General features: G+C 68.5%; 15 protein-coding genes and 2 pseudogenes. 12 read left to right on the top strand and 5 right to left on the bottom strand.

What is annotated here, in order from left to right; all coding sequences use genetic code 11:
* Nucleotides 1–21: 21 nt before the first annotated feature.
* Nucleotides 22–780, bottom strand: a complete 759-nt coding sequence (locus B9D87_RS12980; protein ID WP_007773629.1) for a hypothetical protein — start codon at nt 778–780, stop codon at nt 22–24.
* 151 nt (nt 781–931) lie between these two features.
* On the opposite strand from B9D87_RS12980, the gene B9D87_RS12975 reads away from it, so the two are divergent.
* A complete protein-coding gene (locus tag B9D87_RS12975) occupies nt 932–2242 on the top strand; it encodes a mannosyltransferase (RefSeq protein ID WP_040631156.1) in 1311 nt (436 codons plus the stop codon).
* Here the strand turns inward: B9D87_RS12975 and B9D87_RS12970 are convergent.
* On the bottom strand, nt 2239–2523 hold the full coding sequence (locus B9D87_RS12970) for a 4a-hydroxytetrahydrobiopterin dehydratase (RefSeq protein WP_007773631.1): 285 nt from the start codon (nt 2521–2523) through the stop codon (nt 2239–2241). The genes B9D87_RS12975 and B9D87_RS12970 overlap by 4 nt on opposite strands.
* 84 nt (nt 2524–2607) lie before the next feature.
* Nucleotides 2608–3381 carry a cell division protein DivIVA gene (locus B9D87_RS12965; protein ID WP_007773632.1) on the bottom strand — a complete coding sequence of 258 codons (774 nt, stop codon included), beginning with the start codon at nt 3379–3381 and terminating at the stop codon, nt 2608–2610.
* Nucleotides 3382–3597: 216 nt separating this feature from the next.
* Between B9D87_RS12965 and B9D87_RS12960 the strand changes: the two genes are divergently transcribed.
* The 7 genes and pseudogenes from B9D87_RS12960 to B9D87_RS12930 all read left to right on the top strand — a co-directional run bounded on the left by B9D87_RS12960 (nt 3598) and on the right by B9D87_RS12930 (nt 15113).
* Complete coding sequence (locus tag B9D87_RS12960; RefSeq protein ID WP_040631223.1) at nt 3598–3990, top strand: (deoxy)nucleoside triphosphate pyrophosphohydrolase; 393 nt, start codon at nt 3598–3600, stop codon at nt 3988–3990.
* Nucleotides 3991–4450: 460 nt separating this feature from the next.
* Nucleotides 4451–8155 carry a nitrate reductase subunit alpha gene (locus tag B9D87_RS12955; protein ID WP_007773637.1) on the top strand — a complete coding sequence of 1235 codons (3705 nt, stop codon included), beginning with the start codon at nt 4451–4453 and terminating at the stop codon, nt 8153–8155.
* Between the two features lie 34 nt (nt 8156–8189).
* Nucleotides 8190–9803, top strand: coding sequence for a nitrate reductase subunit beta (narH, locus tag B9D87_RS12950; protein ID WP_007773641.1), 1614 nt, complete (start codon nt 8190–8192; stop codon nt 9801–9803).
* A complete protein-coding gene (gene narJ / locus B9D87_RS12945) occupies nt 9800–10468 on the top strand; it encodes a nitrate reductase molybdenum cofactor assembly chaperone (RefSeq protein ID WP_007773642.1) in 669 nt (222 codons plus the stop codon). The genes narH and narJ overlap by 4 nt, the downstream gene beginning before the upstream one ends.
* Nucleotides 10461–11192 carry a respiratory nitrate reductase subunit gamma gene (gene narI, locus B9D87_RS12940; protein ID WP_007773643.1) on the top strand — a complete coding sequence of 244 codons (732 nt, stop codon included), beginning with the start codon at nt 10461–10463 and terminating at the stop codon, nt 11190–11192. The genes narJ and narI overlap by 8 nt, the downstream gene beginning before the upstream one ends.
* Nucleotides 11193–11274: 82 nt before the next feature.
* Nucleotides 11275–13164, top strand: coding sequence for a translational GTPase TypA (gene typA, locus B9D87_RS12935; RefSeq protein ID WP_007773645.1), 1890 nt, complete (start codon nt 11275–11277; stop codon nt 13162–13164).
* 45 nt (nt 13165–13209) lie between these two features.
* A pseudogene (locus tag B9D87_RS12930) lies at nt 13210–15113 on the top strand (ABC transporter family substrate-binding protein).
* A gap of 9 nt (nt 15114–15122) precedes the next feature.
* Here B9D87_RS12930 and B9D87_RS12925 read toward each other — a convergent pair.
* Nucleotides 15123–15734 carry a TetR/AcrR family transcriptional regulator gene (locus tag B9D87_RS12925; RefSeq protein ID WP_007773648.1) on the bottom strand — a complete coding sequence of 204 codons (612 nt, stop codon included), beginning with the start codon at nt 15732–15734 and terminating at the stop codon, nt 15123–15125.
* 96 nt (nt 15735–15830) lie between these two features.
* Between B9D87_RS12925 and mshB the strand changes: the two genes are divergently transcribed.
* The 4 genes and pseudogenes from mshB to B9D87_RS12905 all read left to right on the top strand — a co-directional run bounded on the left by mshB (nt 15831) and on the right by B9D87_RS12905 (nt 20825).
* Entirely contained in the window at nt 15831–16742 is a 912-nt protein-coding gene (gene mshB / locus B9D87_RS12920) for an N-acetyl-1-D-myo-inositol-2-amino-2-deoxy-alpha-D-glucopyranoside deacetylase (RefSeq protein ID WP_007773649.1), read from the top strand.
* A 92-nt stretch (nt 16743–16834) separates the two neighbouring features.
* A pseudogene (locus tag B9D87_RS12915) lies at nt 16835–17295 on the top strand (hypothetical protein).
* Between the two features lie 95 nt (nt 17296–17390).
* Nucleotides 17391–20021, top strand: a complete 2631-nt coding sequence (locus B9D87_RS12910) for a bifunctional FO biosynthesis protein CofGH (protein WP_080598609.1) — start codon at nt 17391–17393, stop codon at nt 20019–20021.
* 39 nt (nt 20022–20060) lie between these two features.
* A complete protein-coding gene (locus tag B9D87_RS12905) occupies nt 20061–20825 on the top strand; it encodes a maleylpyruvate isomerase N-terminal domain-containing protein (RefSeq protein WP_007773658.1) in 765 nt (254 codons plus the stop codon).
* A gap of 24 nt (nt 20826–20849) precedes the next feature.
* Here the strand turns inward: B9D87_RS12905 and B9D87_RS12900 are convergent, their stop codons facing one another.
* Nucleotides 20850–21182 carry a hemophore-related protein gene (locus tag B9D87_RS12900; RefSeq protein WP_007773659.1) on the bottom strand — a complete coding sequence of 111 codons (333 nt, stop codon included), beginning with the start codon at nt 21180–21182 and terminating at the stop codon, nt 20850–20852.
* Nucleotides 21183–21550 lie beyond the last annotated feature (368 nt).

Below are 21550 nucleotides of genomic sequence, written 5' to 3'. Positions count from 1 at the left end.
TTTAGCCGTTTACGAAACAGATCAGGGCAGGGCGGCCAGCAGCGGCGCTGCCGGACCGGCGGGGCTGGCCGCCGGCGCGGGTGCCCCGGCTGGCGCGGGTGCGGCCGGAGCCTGACCCGAAGCGAGCGCCGGCAGGTCCTGCGGGAGCGTGACTTTCGGAGGCACACTGACCGGCAGGCCGGCGGGCATCGCCGGCATGTTGACCTGCGCCTGCGGAATCTGCGGAGCCGGCGGAGTGGCCGGTGCCGCCGGAGAGGACAGCCCCGGGATCGCGGGCAGGCCCGGGATCGACGGAGCGGACGGGGCGGCGGGACCCGCAGCCGCCGGCTGCGCACCCGTCAAGCCCTGGATCATCCCCGGGATACCGCCGGTCGCCGTCGACGGCGCGGCGGGGGTCGCCGACTGCGCCAGCCCCGGAAGGAAGGGGTTGGCCGCCGTGGAAGGCACCTGGCCGGCGGGGCTGGTCGGCGCGGTCAGTCCGGGAATCGACGGAAGGCCCGCCGCCGGAGCCGCCGCGGTTGCCGGCGAGGTGGCCGCCGGAACACCCGGGAAGCTGATGCCCGGGGAGGCCGGAGCCGCCGGCGGGGTGGCGCCGAGTGCGGTCGCGAGGTTCTGCAGGATTTGCGGTGCGTTGGCCGCCGAACTGATCAGCTGCTGCGGAATGTTCGGCACGGCCGGGGCCGGCACGGGGTCGGCGTGGGCGATACCGCCCGTCAATAGCGCTGCGGACGAACCGACCACGACGGCGGCTGCTCGCATGTAAGTCCAGATGGTTGGCATGACTCTCCCTGATTGATCGATTACAGGTCCGGCGCTGAAGTTACTTTGATGCAGATGGGACTCAAGTGACACGTGTGGCATTTATGAACTCGTTACTGATACGAGTGAGAAGGGTGACCGAACGGGCGAAAAGAGCCCTCCACGAAGCTGAATGGGGACCGACGGCCCCGCCGCGCGGACCCCGCTCGCTAAAGTCGGGCGGATAGACACCACCTCGGCCGCTCCGGCGGCACCCAAGCCCCAGCGGTTGGCGAGTCTTTGTCAGGCGGCCGCGCCGATGCTGCTCATCGCGAGCATCGCCGCGCGGCTGGCGTGGACGTATCTGGCTCCCAACGGCGCGAACTTCGTCGACCTGCACGTGTACCTCGGCGGGGCGGCCGCGATCGACCACCCCGGCACCCTGTACAGCTACGTCTACGCCGACCAGACGCCCGACTTCCCGCTGCCGTTCACCTACCCGCCGTTCGCGGCCGTCGTCTTCTACCCCCTGCACCTGTTGCCGTTCGGCCTCGTCGCGTTCCTCTGGCAGGTCGCCACCATGGCCGCGCTGTACGGCGCGGTCCGGCTCAGCCAGCGCCTGATGGGCGTGGCCACCGGTGCCGCCGGCCGGCGGGTGGCGATGCTCTGGACCGCCGTCGCAATCTGGATCGAGCCGCTGCGCAGCACATTCGACTACGGACAGGTCAACGTGTTGCTGATGACCGCGGTGCTGTGGGCGGTCTACACCACCCGGTGGTGGCTCTCGGGGCTACTGGTGGGCGTGGCGGCCGGCATCAAGTTGACCCCCGCGATCTCCGGTGTCTATCTGGTCGGCGCGCGCCGGTGGGGCGCCGCGGTGTTCTCGGCTGTCATTTTCGTTGCCACCATTGGGATTTCGGTCTTGGTCGTCGGCGATCAGACGCGCTACTACTTCACCGACCTGCTGGGCGATGCCCATCGGGTGGGCCCCATCGCCACCTCGTTCAATCAGTCCTGGCGCGGCGGCATTTCGCGGATCCTGGGCCACGACGTGGGATTCGGCCCGCTGGTGGTGACCGCCGTCGCCGTCACCGCGGTGCTGGCGGTGCTGGCCTGGCGCGCCCTGGGCTCCACCGATCGGCTGGGCAGGCTCCTGGTGGTGGAGCTGTTCGGGCTGCTGCTCTCACCGATTTCGTGGACGCACCACTGGGTGTGGCTGGTGCCGCTGATGATCTGGGCGATCCACGGCCCGGTGCGCGAGCTGCGCGGAGCGCGCATCGTGGGCTGGGGTTGGCTGGCGCTCACCGTGATCGGCGTGCCGTGGTTGCTGAGCTTCGCCCAACCGACCATCTGGCAGGTGAGCCGGCCTTGGTACCTGGCGTGGGCCGGGCTGATCTACATCGTGGCGGCGGTGGCGACGTTGATCTGGATCGCCGCCAGCGGACGGAAGGCGGGGTTCGCGCCGAGCGTGACCACCGACCGCGGCGAGGGTGCGAAAAACTAGTTGTCGACGATGCCGTCGATGTCGCGCGCCATGTCGATGTCGTTATTGGTGATGCCGCCCTCGGAATGCGTGACGAGGGCGAAAGTCACTGTCCGCCAACGAATATCGATGTCCGGGTGGTGGTCTTTGCTCTCCGCGTGCTCGCCCACCCGGCGTACGGCATCGATGCCGGCGAGAAAACTCGGAAATTTGATCGAGCGGCGCAGGGCGCCGTCGGCGCGCTCCCATCCGTTGAGATCGGGCAGTGCGGCGTCTACTTGCTCATCCGTTAACACAGCCATGTCCCGACGGTATACCGTCGGCGGCCACGCCGCGGGGGAGGAATTCGCGACACTTTCCGACGGGCTTGTCGACGACGAGGTCAACTAGGAGGCAACAGCGGGACCCGGCGCCTGACTTTTCTGATCCAGCTGCACCACGACGCTTTCCTCCGGCGGGTTGCTGCGTTCCTGGTATGCCGACTCGAGGATCGCCGGAACCCTTTGCAGGTCGTGGGCCACGCCCATCAGTTCTTCCAGGATCATGATTCGTCGCTGATTCGCTTCGGCCAGCGCCCTGCGCGCCTGCTCGTCGGAATGGCGAGCTCGCTCCTTTGCGTCGGTGAGGAGCTGGTCGCGCTCACGCTGGGCTTCCTGCCACGCCGCGTCGATCGCCGACTGGGCTTCGGCGCGCAGTCTGGCGAGTTCGGCGTCGAATTCTTTCCTGCTTGCCGCGCATTCCGCCTCGACCGCCTTGCGCTGCGCGGCGATGTCTGCCAGCAACTCCCGGTGCTCTCGTTGGGCAGCGTCGGCCTCGGCCTCAGCCTGGGCGATCAGCGCTTCTACCTCAGCGCGCGACTCGTCCTGCATCTGGGAAATCTCATCGATCGCGCGCCTCAGCAACTTCGCCATCCGATGTTGCATGGCGTAGGGCGAGGGCGAGGTGTCCGAGAGGACGGCGATCTCGTCCTTGAGGCAGGCGACTTCGATCCGCAGCGCGACCGCCTCATCGTTGGATTCGTTTCGCTGGGCCCTGAGGTTGTGGACTTCGTCGCTCAGGGACTTGTATTTGGTGAGCAACACCTGGATGTAGGTATCGACCGCGGCCCTGTCATAGCCCCTGAATGTGCGGGTGAACGTCGGTGCGGGTTCGGTGGTCATTGCCAACCCCCATTCCTGGAAGTGCCTGCTAGAGATAGTGACCGGCCAGGGCCACAGTATCCCACGCTGGCGGTCAAACCGGAAGAGAACCGTTGTGCCACAAAGCATTTCGACACGCGACGCGAGAATTTAAGGCCGTTCCGGTGGAATTTGATCTTTCTCCCGGCCCAGGCCGTCGTGCCCCGCGCGGGCCCCGACGGTATACCGTCACTGGCCATGCCCACCCAGATCGTCGTCGCGGGCGCCCTGATCTGCGACTCCAAGGTCTTGGTGGCGCAACGCGGCCGTCCCCCGGAGCTGGCCGGCCGCTGGGAGCTGCCCGGTGGCAAGGTCGCGCCCGGTGAAACCGAGCGTGACGCGCTGGCCCGCGAGCTGGCCGAGGAGCTGGGCCTGGCGGTCGGCGATGTCGTGGTGGGCGATCGGCTGGGCGCCGACGTCGCGGTGGACGGCCGGTTCACGCTGCGGGCCTACCGCGTACGGTTGCTCCGCGGCGAGCCCGACGCCCGCGATCACCGCGCGTTGCGCTGGATCACGGCGGCTGAGCTGCACGATCTCGACTGGGTGCCGGCCGATCGTGGCTGGTTAGGGGACCTGGCGCGGGCCCTTTGACGGGTGCCTCATAACAAGTCCACAGACTTCCGGCAGCTTATGTACAGCCGCGTTGCAGGTCTTCGCAGTGAACTGAATAGAACAATATGACTTGTAATAACGACGCGACACGAAGCTGCCCTGGATGTGCGTGCCGATATCGAGCCGAATGCTTGTTCAGATCGTCCCGTCACGGCCTCGGCGCCGGACAGGGACGCTGAAGGGTGCGCAAAAACCGATGCTCATGACCACTTTTTCCGTAATTCGCCCACGCGCGGCAAACCTGATCACGCCCTCGGCCCAGACCTATGCTGGTCGTGTATCGCCCCCCGGCCCGCGGGCCTGACATGCCGAGCATTGAGCCGATCCGAGCTGGTGCGGGCGGGCGGATCGACGGGCTGATGGCCGAAAACAACGCACACGGGGTCGAACGAACGACTTGGCGACGAGGCGCGACGCTACCGAATCGGAGGACTACTTCTTGACTGTCACACCTCACATTGGCGGAGTGCTCGAGGAGCTCCTGGAGCGCAGCGGGCGGTTTTTCACGCCGGGCGAGATCTCGGCCGACCTGCGCACGGTGACGCGGGAGGGCGGTCGCGAAGCCGACGTGTTCTACCGCGACCGCTGGAGCCATGACAAGGTGGTCCGCTCCACGCACGGGGTGAATTGCACCGGCTCGTGCTCGTGGAAGATCTACGTCAAAGACGGGATCATCACCTGGGAGACCCAGCAGACCGACTACCCGTCGGTGGGCCCGGACCGGCCCGAGTACGAGCCGCGGGGCTGCCCCCGAGGTGCGTCGTTTTCGTGGTACAGCTACTCGCCGACCCGGGTGCGCTACCCGTATGCCCGCGGCGTGCTGATCGAGATGTACCGGGAGGCCAAGGCGCGGCTCGGCGACCCGGTGCTGGCCTGGGCGGACATCCAGTCCGATCCGGATCGTCGCCGCCGCTATCAGCAGGCGCGCGGGAAGGGCGGACTGGTCCGGGTCACCTGGGCCGAGGCCACCGAGCTGATCGCCGCCGCCCACGTACACACCATCAAGACCTACGGACCGGATCGGGTCGCAGGGTTCTCTCCGATCCCCGCGATGTCGATGGTGTCCTACACCGCCGGCTCGCGGTTCTTCGAGCTGATCGGCGCCCCGATGACGTCGTTCTACGACTGGTATGCCGACCTGCCGGTCGCCTCCCCGCAGGTGTTCGGTGACCAGACCGATGTGCCCGAATCCGGGGACTGGTGGGACGCGGCGTATCTGATGATGTGGGGCTCCAACGTCCCGATCACCCGCACCCCCGACGCGCACTGGATGGCCGAGGCGCGCTACCGCGGCACCAAGGTGGTGACCGTCAGTCCTGACTACGCAGACAACACCAAGTTCGCCGACGAATGGATGCCCTGCGCGGCAGGCACCGACGGGGCGCTGGCCATGGCGATGGGCCACGTCATCCTCTCGGAATGCTATGTGCGCAAGCAGGTTCCGTTCTTCACCGACTATGCGCGCCGCTATACCGACCTGCCGTTCCTGATCAAGCTCGAAGAGCGCGGCGGCATGCTGGTGCCGGGAAAGAACCTCACGGCGGCGGACCTGGGGGAGGCCTTCAAGAGCTCGGAGAACGCGGCGCTCAAGCCCGCGGTGCTCGACGAGAACACCGATTCGGTTGCGGTGCCGCACGGTTCGCTGGGATTCCGGTATGGCGAGTCGGGCGTCGGGAAATGGAATCTCGATCTCGGTGACCTGACGCCGGCGCTCAGCGTGCGCCGCGACGGCGATGACACCAGCGCGCTGGTCCACCTGCCCAGCTTCGACACCGTCGACGGCGAGGGCACCACCGTGGCGCGCGGTGTCCCGGTCCGCCGCATCGGTAAGCACCTGGTGTGCACCGTCTTCGACCTTATGCTCGCCCAATACGGCGTGGCGCGGCCCGGCCTGCCCGGCCAGTGGCCCACCGGCTACGACGACGCCACCCAGCAGAACACCCCGGCGTGGCAGGAGCCGATCACCGGGGTGTCGGCCGCCCAGGCCATCCGGGTGGCAAAGGAATTCGCGCGCAGCGCCGAGGAATCCGGTGGCCGCTCCATGATCATCATGGGTGGCGGGATCTGCCACTGGTTCCACAGCGACGCGATCTACCGCGCGGTGCTCGCGCTGCTGATGCTCACCGGATCGATGGGCCGCAACGGCGGCGGCTGGGCCCACTACGTCGGCCAGGAAAAGGTGCGCCCGCTCACCGGGTTCCAGACGATGTCGATGGCAACCGACTGGGTGCGTCCACCGCGGCAGGTGCCCGGTGCCTCGTACTGGTACGCCCACACCGACCAATGGCGCTACGACGGGTACGGCGCGGACAAGCTGGCCAGCCCGATCGGCCGGGGCCGGTTCGCGGGCAAGCACACCATGGACCTGCTGGCGTCCTCGGTGGCCATGGGGTGGAGCCCGTATTACCCCCAGTTCGACCGGTCCAGCCTGGACGTCGCCGACGAGGCGCGCGCCGCGGACCGCGACGTCGCCGAGTACGTGGCCGAACAGCTCGGCCAGCGCAAGCTGAAGCTCGCCGTGACCGATCCCGACAATCCGGTGAATTGGCCACGGGTGCTTACCGTGTGGCGCGCCAACCTGATCGGCTCGTCGGGCAAGGGCGGCGAGTACTTCCTGCGCCATCTGCTGGGCACCGATTCCAACGCTTCGGCGCTGCCGCCGGAGGACGGGGTCCGGCCCACCGACGTGACCTGCGAGGGGGACATCCCCGAGGGCAAGCTCGACTTGATGATGTCGATCGACTTCCGGATGACCTCGACGACGCTGGTGTCCGACATCGTGCTGCCGGCCGCGACCTGGTACGAGAAGGCCGACATCTCCAGCACCGACATGCACCCGTACGTGCATGCCTTCAGCGCCGCGACCGATCCGCCGTGGGAAACCCGTTCGGACTTCGACGCTTTCGGTGCCGTCGCCCGCGCCTTCAGCGCCATGGCCAAGGATCACCTGGGCACCCGCACCGACGTGGTGCTCACCGCGCTGCAGCACGACACCCCGGACGCGATGGCCTATCCCGATGGCACCGAACAGGATTGGTTGCATTCGGGAGGGACTCCGGTGCCGGGGCGGACGATGGGCAAGCTCACCGTGGTGGAGCGCGACTACACCGCCGTCTACGACAAGTGGCTGACGCTGGGTCCGCTGGTCGACAAATTCGGCCTGACTACCAAAGGCATCACGGTGCACCCCTTCCGGGAGGTCGAGGAGCTCGCCGCCAAGTTCGGGGTGCTGAAATCCGGTGTGGCAGCGGGTCGCCCGGCCATCACCACCGCGTCTCGAATGGCCGACGTGCTGCTGCTGCTGTCCGGCACCACCAACGGGCGGTTGGCCGTCGAGGGCTTCCACGAACTGGAGAAGCGCACCGGTCAGCGGCTGGTGCATCTGGCCGAGGGCAGCGAGGACAAGCGCATCAGCTACGCCGACACCCAGGCGCGGCCCGTCCCCGTCGTCACCAGCCCCGAATGGTCGGGCAGCGAAACGGGCGGCCGGCGCTACGCGCCGTTCACCATCAACATCGAGAACCTCAAGCCGTTCCACACCCTCACCGGGCGCATGCACTTCTATCTCGCACACGACTGGGTCGAGGAGCTCGGCGAGCACCTGCCGGTGTTCCGGCCGCCGCTGGACATGGCGCGCCTGTTCGGCCAGCCACAGCTGGGCCCGACCCCGGACGGTAACGGTGGGATCGGGCTGACCGTCCGCTACCTGACGCCGCACTCGAAGTGGTCGTTCCACTCCACCTACCAGGACAACCTGTACATGCTCTCGCTGTCCCGCGGTGGACCGACGATGTGGATGAGTCCGGGTGATGCGGCGAAAATTCAAGTGCGCGATAATGATTGGGTCGAGGCGGTGAACGTCAACGGCATCTACGTGTGCCGGGCGATCGTCAGCCACCGGATGCCCGACGGCGTGGTCTTCGTCTACCACGTCCAGGAGCGCACCGTGGACACGCCGCGCTCCGAAACCAACAACAAGCGCGGTGGTAACCACAACGCGCTGACCCGGGTGCGCATCAAGCCCAGCCACCTGGCCGGCGGCTACGGCCAGCACGCGTTCGCGTTCAACTATCTGGGGCCGACCGGTAACCAGCGCGACGAGGTGACCGTCGTGCGTCGTCGCAGCCAGGAGGTGCAGTACTGATGCGCACCGACACGGCGCGAAAGGGGGGACCGCGATGAAGGTCATGGCGCAGTTGGCGATGGTGATGAACCTCGACAAATGCATCGGTTGTCACACCTGTTCGGTGACCTGCAAGCAAGCGTGGACCAATCGGCCCGGCACCGAATACGTCTGGTTCAACAACGTCGAAACCCGTCCCGGGCAAGGCTATCCGCGCACCTACGAGGATCAGGAGCGGTGGCGCGGCGGCTGGATCCGGGACAAGAAGGGCCGGCTGCGGCTGCGCGACGGCGGCCGCCTGCACAAACTGCTGCGGATCTTCGCCAATCCGAAGCTGCCGCTCATCGGCGACTACTACGAGCCCTGGACCTACGACTACGAAAACCTGACCACGGCACCCGCGGGTGACACCTTCCCGACGGCCGCGCCCAAGAGCGCGATAACCGGTGAGCCCATGAAGATTTCGTGGGGGCCGAACTGGGACGACAACCTGGCCGGGTCGCCGGAGATCCTGGCCGAGGACCCGATCCTGAAGAAGGTCAGCGAAGAGGTCAAGCTCTCGCTCGAAGAAACCTTCATGTTCTACCTGCCCCGCATCTGCGAGCACTGCCTCAACCCGTCCTGCGTGGCGTCGTGCCCGTCCGGCGCGATGTACAAGCGCAGCGAGGACGGCATCGTGCTGGTCGATCAGGACCGCTGCCGCGGCTGGCGGATGTGTGTGTCCGGATGTCCTTACAAGAAGGTCTATTTCAACCACAAGACCGGCAAGGCCGAGAAGTGCACGCTGTGCTATCCGCGGATGGAGGTCGGCCTGCCGACCATCTGCTCGGAGACCTGCGTGGGGCGGCTGCGCTACCTGGGTGTGGTGTTCTACGACGTCGACCGGGTGCTTGAGGCGGCGTCGGTGGAGAAGGAGACCGATCTCTATCCCGCGCAGTGCGAGATCCTGCTGGACCCCAACGATCCAGAGGTCATCGCCGGTGCGCGGGCGGAGGGCATTCCGGACGAGTGGATCGAGGCCGCACAGCGTTCACCGGTGTACGCACTGATCCACACCTACAAGGTGGCGCTGCCGTTGCACCCGGAATACCGCACCATGCCGATGGTTTGGTACATCCCGCCGCTGTCGCCGGTGGTCGACGCGGTCAGCCGCGACGGGCACGACGGGGAAGACCTCGGCAACCTGTTCGGCGCGCTGGACGCGCTGCGCATCCCGATGCAGTATCTGGCCGAACTGTTCACCGCCGGCGACACCGCCGTGGTCGAGGGCGTGCTGCGGCGGCTGGCGGCGATGCGTTCCTACATGCGCGACATCAACCTCGGCCGCGAGACCCAGCCGCACATCCCGCATTCGGTGGGCCTGACCGAAGAAGAGATCTACGAGATGTACCGGCTGCTCGCGATCGCGAAATACGAAGAGCGCTACGTCATTCCGACCGCCTTCGCTCCGCAGGCCCGCGATCTCGAGGAGATGGGCTGCTCGCTGACGGGTGACGGCGGACCCGGCATGTACGAGTCGGACCCGGTGGTCTCGGTGGAGACCTTCCACACCCTGCAACAGCGCGGCGACGATCCCGGCAACCTGCGGCCGTCCGGTCGGGTGAACCTGCTCAACTGGGAGGGCGGCCAGGCGCCCGCCGGGATGTTTCCCGAGGGGCGGCAGCGATGAAACTGCTTTCGGCCCTGCGGGAGCGCTCCACCAACCGGGCGATGCAGGACCGCCTGGTGTGGCAGGCGGCGTCGCTGTTGCTGTCCTACCCCGACGACGGGTTGGCCGCGCGACTGGACGCGGTCGACGAGCTGCTCGCCCACATCAGCGGTCCGCCGGCGGCGCTGCTGCAGCAGACGGTCGCGGCGCTGCGCGCCCGCGAGCCGATGGCCGCGGCGATGGATTACGTCGCCACGTTCGACATGCGCCGGCGCGCCACGATGTACCTGACCTACTGGACAGCGGGGGACACCCGCAACCGCGGCCGCGAGATGCTGGCGTTCGCCACCGCGTACCGGGAGGCGGGTGTAACGCCGCCCGGCGGCGAGGCGCCCGACCACCTGACGGTGGTGCTCGAGTTCGCCGCCACCGTCGATCCCGAGGTCGGTCGGCGACTGCTCGAGCGGCACCGCGTGCCCATCGACGTGCTGCGCGGCGCCCTGGCCGAGGCAAAGTCGCCGTATGAGCCGACGGTCGCGGCGGTCTGCGAGACCCTGCCCGCCGCAACCGATCAGGAAGTCCGCCGCGCCGAGCGGCTGGCGGAAGCCGGGCCGCCGGCGGAAGCCGTTGGGCTGCAACCGTTTACCCTGACCGTGCCACCCCGGAAAGGAACGCCAAGTGTTTAGCAACGTCCTGTTCTGGGACATCGCGCCCTACGTCACGCTGTCGGTGCTGATCGTGGGCACCTGGTGGCGCTACCGCTACGACAAGTTCGGCTGGACCTCACGCTCGTCGCAGATCTACGAGTCGCGACTGCTGAGCATCGCCAGCCCCATCTTCCATTTCGGCATCCTGGCGGTGTTCGCCGGACACGTGATGGGGCTGTTCGTCCCGCCCCGGGTGACCCACATGCTGAAGATGAGCGACCACGTCTACCACCTGCAGGCGGTCATCGCGGGGTCGGCGGCCGGCATCGCGACGCTGATCGGCATCGGGTTGCTGATCTACCGGCGGTTCACCCGCCCGGCGGTGAACATCGCCACCAGCCGCAGCGACAAGGTGATGTACGTGGTGCTGCTGCTGGCGATCGTGGTGGGCCTGTATTGCGACCTGATCGGCACCGGCCCGCACGGCGGCGAGTTCCACTACCGCTACACGGTGGGCCTGTGGTTCCGCCGGATCTGGATATTCCAGCCGCACGGCGAGGTGATGATCAACGCACCGCTGGACTACCAGCTGCACGCCCTGATCGGCATGGTGTTGTTCACGCTGTGGCCCTTCACCCGGCTGGTGCACGTGTTCAGCGCACCGGTTGTCTACCTGTTCAGGCCCTACATCGTCTACCGCAGCCGCGAGGCGGCCGGTAAGGGCCAACTGGTCGGGACGGCGCCGCGCCGGCGGGGCTGGTAGCCGACGGGCGCGGGGCGCGCGGCTACCAGCCGGTTCGGTAGCCAGTTCGCTTTGACAGGCCCCCGCTGCCACAATCACCGACGTGCTATTTCGTAACGTCGCCATCGTCGCCCACGTCGACCACGGAAAAACCACCCTGGTTGACGCGATGCTGCGGCAGTCGGGCGCGCTGCACCACCGCGGTGACGACGCGGTCGAGCGCCTGATGGACTCCGGGGACCTGGAGAAGGAAAAGGGCATCACGATCCTGGCCAAGAACACGGCCGTGCATCGCAAGAATGCGGACGGAACGACGACCGTCATCAATGTCATCGACACCCCGGGCCACGCCGACTTCGGCGGCGAGGTGGAGCGCGGCCTGTCCATGGTCGACGGGGTGCTGCTGCTGGTCGACGCCTCCGAGGGCCCGCTGCCGCAGACCCGTTTCGTGCTGCGCAAGGCGCTGGCCGCCCACCTTCCGGTGATTCTGGTGGTCAACAAGACCGACCGGCCGGACGCGCGGATCTCCGAGGTGGTCTCGGAGAGCCACGACCTGCTGCTCGACGTCGCATCGGACCTCGACGAGGAAGCGCAGAAGGCTGCCGAGGCCGCCCTCGACCTGCCGACGCTGTACGCCTCGGGGCGGGCGGGCATCGCCAGCACGACGGAACCGGCCAACGGCGAGAATCCCGCGGGCGACAACCTCGATCCGCTGTTCGATGTGCTGCTCGAGCACATCCCGCCGCCGCAGGGCGATCCCGAGGCGCCGCTGCAGGCGCTGGTCACCAACCTCGACGCGTCGGCCTTCCTGGGACGGCTTGCGCTGATCCGCATCTACAAGGGCCGGATCCGCAAGGGCCAGCAGGTCGCCTGGATGCGCGAGGTGGACGGGCATCCCGTCATCACAAACGCGAAGATCACCGAACTGCTGGTCACCGAGGGCGTGGAACGCACGCCCACCGACGAGGCGATCGCCGGCGACATCGTCGCCGTCGCGGGCATTCCGGAGATCATGATCGGCGACACGCTGGCCGACCCGGACCACGCGCACGCGCTGCCGCGCATCACCGTCGACGAGCCCGCCATCTCGGTGACCATCGGCACGAACACCTCGCCGCTGGCGGGCAAGGTGAAGGGCCACAAGTTGACCGCGCGCATGGTGAAGTCGCGGCTCGACGCCGAACTCGTCGGCAACGTCTCCATCAAGGTCGTCGACATCGACCGGCCCGACGCCTGGGAGGTGCAGGGCCGCGGCGAACTCGCGCTGGCGGTGCTCGTCGAGCAGATGCGCCGCGAGGGTTTCGAACTCACGGTCGGCAAGCCGCAGGTGGTCACGCAGACGATCGACGGCAAGCTGCACGAGCCCTTCGAGGCGATGACCATCGACTGCCCCGAGGAGTTCGTCGGCGCGATCACCCAGCTGATGGCCGCCCGCAAGGGCCGGATGGAAGAGATGACCAACCACGCGGCGGGCTGGGTCCGGATGGACTTCATCGTGCCCAGCCGCGGCCTGATCGGCTTCCGCACCGACTTCCTCACCCTGACCCGCGGCACCGGCATCGCCAACGCCGTGTTCGACGGCTACCGGCCGTGGGCGGGGGAGATCCGGGCCCGCCACACCGGGTCGCTGGTGTCCGACCGCGCCGGCACCATCACGCCGTTCGCCATGATCCAGCTCGCCGACCGGGGTCAGTTCTTCGTCGAACCCGGCCAGGACACCTACGAGGGCATGGTCGTCGGAATCAACCCGCGCGCAGAGGATCTCGACATCAACGTCACGCGCGAGAAGAAGCTGACCAACATGCGGTCGTCGACCGCCGACGTCATCGAGACGCTGGCCAGGCCGCTCGAGCTCGATCTCGAGCAGGCCATGGAATTCTGCGCGCAAGACGAATGCGTCGAGGTGACCCCGGAGATCGTCCGGGTGCGCAAGGTCGAGTTGGACGCCACCTCCCGGGCCCGCAGCCGGTCGCGCGCCAAGGCCCGGGGTTAGCACCGGGTGGTCGGACGGGCTGCTGTGCAGCTGCTCGATACCCTGATCAGCGTGCCGAGACGCGTCCGCCGCTTGTTCATGGTGCTCGCCGGCCTGGTCTCGTCGGTCGGATTCGTCCTGTCGGCCTGCACGGTCAACCCGCCGCCGGCGCCGCAGAGCACCGATACGCCGCACAACTCGGTGCCGCCGCCGCCCCGGGTCAGCGAGATCATCATGGGCATCGACTCGATCGGCGCCGGCTTCAACCCGCACCTGCTGTCCGACCTGTCGCCGGTGAACGCCGCGATCAGCGCGCTGGTGCTGCCCAGCGCCTTCCGGCCGGTGCCCGACCCCAACGCGCCGACCGGCTCACGCTGGGAGATGGACCCCACCCTGTTGGTGTCGGCCGAGGTGACCAGCCAGAACCCGTTCACGGTGACCTACAAGATCCGGCCCGAGGCGCAGTGGACGGACAACGCGCCGATCGCCGCCGACGACTTCTGGTACCTGTGGCACCAGATGGTCAGCCAGCCCGGGGTCGTCGACCCGGCCGGGTATGACCTCATCACCGGCGTGCAGTCCCTGGAGGGCGGCAAGCAGGCGGTGGTCACCTTCGCCGAACCGTATCCGTCGTGGAAAGAGTTGTTCAGCAACATCCTTCCGGCGCACATCGTCAAGGACGTGCCCGGAGGCTTCGCGGCCGGCCTGGCCCGGGCGATGCCGGTCACCGGCGGGCAGTTCCGCGTGGAGAGCATCGACCCGCAGCGCGACGAGATCCTGGTGGCGCGCAATGACCGCTACTGGGGGTCGCCCGCCAAACCCGCGCTCATTCTCTTCCGGCGCGCCGGTGCGCCGGCCGCGCTGGCCGATTCCGTGCGCAACGGCGACACCCAGGTGGCCCAGGTGCATGGCGGCTCGGCGGCCTTCGCGCAGCTGTCCGCCATCCCCGACGTCCGGACGGCCCGGATCGTGACGCCGCGGGTCATGCAGCTCACGCTGCGGGCCAACGAGGCCAAACTGGCTGACACGCAGGTGCGGAAGGCGATCCTGGGGCTGCTCGACGTCGACCTGCTCGCCGCCGTGGGCGCGGGCAGCGACAACACCGTCACCCTGGACCAGGCCCAGATCCGCGCGCCGAGCGACCCCGGATACGAGCCGACCGCGCCCCGGCGATGACGACGCCGGCCGCGCTGGCGTTGCTGGAGGGCGCCGGATACAAGGTCGAACCCAACGCTTCGCCCTCGGGGGCCCCGCCGGCGCCGACCCCGCCGAACACCGGGCCGCCCGAGGTGATCCGCGGCCGGATCAGCAAGGACGGCCAACAACTTTCGCTGGTGATCGGGGTGGCGGCGAACGACCCGACCTCGGTAGCGGTCGCCAACACCGCCGCCGACCGGTTGCGCAACGTCGGCATCGCGGCGACCGTGCTGGCGTTGGACCCGGTCACCCTGTACCACGACGCGCTGAACGACAACCGGGTGGACGCGATCGTCGGCTGGCATCAGGCCGGCGGAAACCTGGCGGCCCGGCTCGCGTCCCGATACGGCTGTCGCGCACTGGAATCGACCCAGGTGCCGATCTCCAACGCGCCGGCGCCGGCGCCCACCACCTCCGCCGGTCCGACGCCGTCCACCAGCCCGGCCGCCACGTCGACGACTCCGACCACGACGCCACCGCCCAGCCGCCCCGCCGATCCCAACGCCCTGGTGCAGGCGCCGTCGAACCTGACCGGGATCTGCGATCGCAGCATCCAGTCGAACATCGACGCGGCCCTCAACGGCACCAAGAACATCAACGACGTGATCACCGCGGTCGAGCCGCGGCTGTGGAACATGTCCACCGTGCTGCCGATCCTGCAGGACACCACGATCGTCGCCGCCGGCCCGAGCGTGCAGAACGTCAGCTTGTCCGGCGCGGTTCCGGTGGGCATCGTCGGCGACGCCGGCCAGTGGGTCAAGACCGGGCCGTAACGCGCGCCGTCAGTCGGCGGCCCGCGCCGCCCGCGGCGGGATCACGGTGTCGACGATCAGCGCCAGGTCGCGCCGGTTCGGCGGCGACCCGTTCAGCACGAAATGCTGGTTGATCAGGGCCGAGCCAATGCGGGCGGTGAGCGGCGTGACGACCTTCGGGTCGAGGTCGCCGTCCGCGATGGCGGCCTGCAGGATCGATTCCACGATGGCCATCCTTGGCCGCACCACCGCGTCGGCGAAGATGGCCCGCATCTCGGGTTCGTGCAACAGCTGATGGACGACGTCCAGGCCCGGGAAGCCGGTCTTTCCGGCCAGCAGGTCACGCTGGGCGGTGAACATCGCCAGCAGGTTCTCTCGGGCCGAGCGGCCGGAACGCAGCTCGGGCAGCGGCGGCAGCGCGAAAACCAAAGCGGCGTGCACCAGCTCGCACTTGGTGTCCCAGCGCCGGTAGAGCGCCGCTTTGCCGGTGTGGGCCCGGGCCGCGATCCCCTCCATGGTCAGGCCGCCGTAACCGACCTCGGTCAGCTCGGCCAGGGTCGCCTCGTAGAGGGCACGCTCGAGAACCTCACCTCGCCTACGGCTTCGGCTGCCGGTGTGGTCCGCGTCCGTGAGCTGAGGCACCCCTTGATAGTAGCCGTGCGCGTTCCTATCTGTCGCTTACCGGTGGGTAGCCGCCGGGCTGCCGAAATCGGCGCCGGTGACGGTAGGGTGCCGTCCATGCCTGAGACGCCGCGGCTGCTGTTCGTCCACGCGCATCCCGACGACGAAAGCCTCGGCACCGGCGCCACCATCGCCCACTATGCCGCCCGCGGGGCCGACGTCCGGGTCGTCACCTGCACGCTCGGCGAAGAGGGCGAGGTGATCGGCGATCGCTGGGCCGGACTCGCCGTCGATCGCGCGGACCAGCTCGGCGGCTACCGGATCGGCGAATTGACCGCCGCGCTGCGGGCGCTGGGCATCGGCGAGCCCCACTACCTCGGCGGGGCCGGCCGCTGGCGCGATTCCGGCATGCGCGGCACGCCCCGGCGGCATCGGCAGCGATTCATCGACGCCGACGAGCGCGAGACCGTCGGCGCGCTGGTGGCCGTCATCCGCGAGCAGCGCCCGCACGTCGTCGTGACCTACGACCCGGGCGGCGGCTACGGCCATCCCGATCACGTGCACGCGCACCGGGTGACGGTGGCCGCCGTGGCGGCGGCCGGGCCCGGGGCCGGCGCCGACTTCCCCGGCGAGCCCTGGGCCGTGCCGAAGTTGTACTGGTCGGTGTTCGCGACGCGCACGTTCGAGGCGGCCATGGACGCCCTGACGCCCGAGGATCTGCGGCCCGAGTGGTCGATCCCGCCCAAGGAAGAGTTCACCTTCGGCTACGCCGACGCCGACATCGACGCCGTCGTCGAGACCGCCCCGGAGGCCTCCGACGCCAAGCGGGCGGCGCTCGCCGCGCACGCCACCCAGGTGATGGTCGGACCGACCGGCCGCGCCTGCGCGCTGTCCAACAACGCGGCGATACCGATACTGGGCGACGAGCATTACGTCCTGGCCGCCGGCGCCGCGGGGGAGCGCGACGGGCGCGGCTGGGAGACGGACCTGCTCGCAGGGCTTGGTTTCCCCGCCGCCCCGACGCGGTAGGCTGCCAATCAGGCAGCCACGGAAGGAATTCGCATGGACCCCGACCTGGACCCTAATCAGCAGCACTGGCAGGACCGGCTGGACAGCCTGCAGTGGGTTATCGGCTCCATCATGTCCAACATCGACAGCGTCCCGACCTGACCGAAACCAAGCCACGCGTCGCGTCCCTGGACGACGGCGGCGCAACCGACCCCGCGATCCGTTTCGTCGTGTTGGCCCTCTTGGCGGTCGACGGGGTGCTCTCCGCACTTGCCGGGGCTCTGCTGCTGCCTCTCTACATCGGGACGGTCCCGTTCCCCATCAGTGGACTCGTTTCCGGACTGGTGAACGCGGCGCTGGTGTGGGCCGCCGGTCGCTGGACCCGCTCGCCGCGGCTCGCGGCCCTGCCGCTGTGGACCTGGCTGCTGACGGTCGCGGTGATCAGCATGGGCGGCCCGGCCGACGACGTGATCCTGGGGGCCGCGGCCTGATGGCCTACGGCGCCTTATTGCTGCTGGTCCTGGGGGTGGCGCCGCCCGTGTGGGTGCTGTGGCGGCGCGGCCGGGGCGCCTGACGCTCGGCGGGGATGTCGCCCGCTTGCCCGCGCGGGTGTGCCGCTACTGTTGACTGTTGCCCAGACGGGACCCGCAACGGGTGCCACGATTTCACATGTTGGGACGCGCGGATGAAATTCGATCGTCGGGAAGTTACACAAAGGTGCTGTTGACTCCGGGCGAGGAGCCTACCGCTCTGCCTGACCCTGTGGTTCCGGCCAAGGCCTCCACCGAGGTCAGTGCGTCGGCGCTGCGACGGGTTCTGCGGCGGGCTCGAGATGGTGTGGCGCTGAACATCGACGAGGCGGCGGTCGCGATGACCGCGCGCGGCGCGGATCTCGCGGATCTGTGCGCCAGCGCGGCGCGGGTGCGCGACGCGGGTCTGGAGTCGGCGGGACGGCGCGGACCGGGTGGTGGCCTGCCGATCACGTACTCGCGCAAGGTTTTCATACCGGTCACCCACCTGTGCCGGGACAGCTGCCATTACTGCACGTTCGTCACCGTGCCCGGCAAGCTGCGCGCCCAGGGCGCCGGCATGTACCTGGAGCCCGACGAGATCCTCGACATCGCCCGTCGCGGCGCCGAACTCGGTTGCAAGGAAGCGCTATTCACCCTCGGCGATCGGCCAGAGGACCGCTGGCCGGAGGCGCGCGAGTGGCTGGAGGCGCGTGGCTACGACTCGACGCTGTCCTACGTGCGGGCGATGGCGATCCGGGTGCTGGAGGAAACCGGCCTGCTGCCGCACCTGAACCCCGGCGTGATGAGCTGGTCGGAGATGGCGCGGCTCAAGCCGGTGGCGCCGTCGATGGGCATGATGCTCGAGACCACGTCGCGCCGGCTGTTCGAGACGAAAGGGCTTGCGCACTACGGCAGCCCGGACAAAGACCCGGCCGTTCGCCTGCGCGCCCTGACCGACGCGGGCCGGTTGTCGATTCCGTTCACCACCGGCCTGCTGGTCGGCATCGGCGAGACCCTCACCGAGCGCGCCGACACCTTGCACGCGATTCGCAAGTCGCACAAGGAGTTCGGTCACGTGCAGGAAGTGATCGTGCAGAACTTCCGGGCCAAGGAACACACCGCGATGGCCGCCGTCCCCGACGCCGGCATCGAGGATTACCTGGCGACGGTGGCGGTCGCGCGGTTGGTGCTCGGACCCGGGATGCGCATTCAGGCGCCCCCCAACCTGGTGTCGCGCGACGAGTGCCTGGCGCTGATCGGCGCCGGAGTCGATGACTGGGGCGGGGTTTCACCGCTGACGCCCGACCACGTCAACCCGGAGCGGCCGTGGCCGGCCCTGGACGATCTGGCCGCCGTGACCGCCGAGGCCGGCTACGAGCTGGTTCAGCGGCTGACCGCGCAGCCCAAATACGTGCAGGCGGGCTCGGCCTGGATCGACCCGCGGGTGGCCGCACACGTGACGGCGCTGGCCGATCCGGCGACCGGCCTGGCTCGCGACGTCAACCCGGTGGGGCTGCCCTGGCAGGAGCCCGACGACGTCGGCTCCTCGGGCCGGGTCGACCTCAACGCGGCGATCGACAGCGAAGGCCGCAACACCGAAACCCGCAGCGACATCGACAGCGCCTTCGGTGACTGGGAATCGATCCGCGCCCACGTGCACGAACTGGCTGCGCGCGCCCCCGAACGCATCGACACCGACGTGCTCGCGGCGCTGCGCTCCGCCGAACGCGACCCCGCCGGCTGCTCCGACAGCGAATACCTGTCGCTGGCGACCGCCGACGGTCCGGCGCTGGAAGCCGTTGCCGCCCTTGCGGATACCCTGCGCCGCGAGACCGTCGGCGACGACGTGACCTTCGTGGTGAACCGCAACATCAACTTCACCAACATCTGCTACACCGGGTGCCGGTTCTGTGCGTTCGCGCAGCGCAAGGGCGACGCCGACGCGTACTCGCTGTCCACCGACGAAGTCGCCGACCGTGCCTGGGAGGCGCACGTCGAAGGCGCCACCGAGGTGTGCATGCAGGGCGGCATCGACCCCGAGCTGCCGGTCACCGGCTACGCCGACCTGGTCCGGGCGGTCAAAGCGCGGGTGCCGTCGATGCACGTGCACGCGTTTTCCCCGATGGAGATCGCCAACGGTGTGACCAAGAGCGGGTTGAGCATTCGTGAGTGGCTGATCAGCCTGCGCGAGGCGGGCCTGGACACCATCCCCGGCACCGCCGCCGAGATCCTGGACGACGAAGTGCGCTGGGTGCTGACCAAGGGCAAGCTGCCGACGTCGCTGTGGATCGAAATCGTCAGCACCGCACACGAGGTGGGGCTGCGCTCGTCGTCGACGATGATGTACGGGCACGTCGACAGCCCGCGGCACTGGGTGGGCCACCTCAACGTGCTGCGCGACATCCAGGACCGCACCGGCGGTTTCACCGAATTCGTGCCGTTGCCGTTCGTGCACCAGAGCTCGCCGCTGTACCTGGCCGGCGCGTCGCGTCCCGGCCCCACCCATCGCGACAACCGGGCGGTGCACGCGCTGGCTCGAATCATGTTGCACGGCCGCATTTCCCAGATTCAGACCAGCTGGGTCAAGCTCGGTGTCGAGCGCACGCAGGTGATGCTCAACGGCGGCGCCAACGACCTGGGCGGCACGTTGATGGAGGAGACCATCTCGCGGATGGCCGGTTCGGAATACGGTTCGGCCAAGACGGTGGCCGAGCTGATCGCGATCGCCGAGGGCATCGGCCGCCCGGGGCGGCAACGCACCACCGATTACACGACCCTGGCCGCGTAGTTCGCTTGCTTGTCACAGGCGGCGGGTATACCCGGAGCCGTGAAGCGACGAATCGACGACGACCGATTTCCCGAGTGGGCTCCGTTCGTGGATGCGGTCCGCAGACACGGACCAGACGCCGGCACCTGGTGTGAAGCCTGGACGGTGCGCGACATCGTCGTGCATCAGGCCGGAAACGCCGAAGAACTCGCCAGGGTGCTCGGCGGCCATCTGGCGGGTGAGCCCGTCGCCACCCGCGACTTCGAGGAACGTGAGGCTCCGTTGCGCGCCCTGAACGACGCGGACCTGTGGGACGCCTTGACCGAGCGGATGGCCACACTGAACGACGTTGCGGCGGCCGCCGAAGGGGTGTCCGCCGACACCGATGTCGCGTGGACCGGCCGCACCATGAAGGTGCCGTGGTTCGCCGAGCACATGCGCGAGGAGCTCGTCCTGCACAGCTGGGACATCACCGGCGACGAACCGGCCGCCCGGGCCCGGTTGGCCGAGCCGTGGATGACCACGCACAGCGTCCTCGCGGTCGGCAGGCCGCTGCTCGCGAAAGGGGCCAAGCAGCTGAAGCCGGGTGAGCGCATCGAGGCCCGCCTGCGAGCCGACGGCACCGACGACGTCGTCGTGGCCGCCGATCCGGATCAGGTCACCATCGGATTTGCCGAACCGGACGGCCCGGCCACCCTGGAAACCGACGCGGCCGCGCGCGTGCTGCTGCTCTGGGGACGTAGACCCGCAGATCCATCACGCATTCGCAGCCGCGTCGGGCCGGAAACCCTGGGCCGGGTGCGCCGCCTGCTCGGCGGTTACTGAACCGCTTCGTGCGGAGCGATCGGCTCAGTAGTTGTTACAGGTGACCGCGACCTGGTTGATGTCGTCGTAGTACTTCTGCGCCGACGGCATGGCCTGAATCTGCTGCGCCATCTGCTGGCGCTTCGGCGGCGGCGCCGCCAGGAAGTTGCGGATGTAGGACTGCGCCACCGGCGACGAGTTCAGCTGCTGGGCAGCAGCCGGGTCGGTCGCGTTCAGTGCCGCGATGACCTGCCCGTAGTTGCAGGTGGTGTTGATGATCGCGTCCGACGGGTCGGCCGAAGCGACCCCGGCCGCGGCGGTCAACGCCACCGCCGCGCTGCCAACCGCAACGCCCAATTTGCTCAACGACAGCCTCATGTGTGGACACCTTCCCCAATTAATGCACCGCTATTACGGCGAGAACATCTGCCCAGCGGTTGCCGTCCTCCGGTTGAGATTACCAGGCCCCGCGAGCGTACTCGCAACGCAAGAGCTATCGAACGCCGCAGCCGCGGCGTTACTCTTCGCAGGTCAGCGGCATGTTGGCGGCGTTCGCCCTCGGCGAAACGGGACCCGGTCGCGGCCTCCGAGACTGTCGGTCTTAAATCTGTATACGGACAGGCGCGCCGAATGGTTGACCTGTATCTGCAACGTCTAGTATCAGTAACCGAAAGCTTCATCGGAAGCGGTCGGACGCGCCGGTGCGAGCTGAACAGCCCAACATTTCAGCCTGGTACACGGACTAG

Source organism: Mycobacterium colombiense CECT 3035 (genome assembly GCF_002105755.1).
In the GTDB taxonomy this organism is placed as follows: domain Bacteria; phylum Actinomycetota; class Actinomycetes; order Mycobacteriales; family Mycobacteriaceae; genus Mycobacterium; species Mycobacterium colombiense.
Note: the sequence above shows the minus strand (reverse complement) of the source record. Positions and strands in the feature narration are given on the sequence as shown.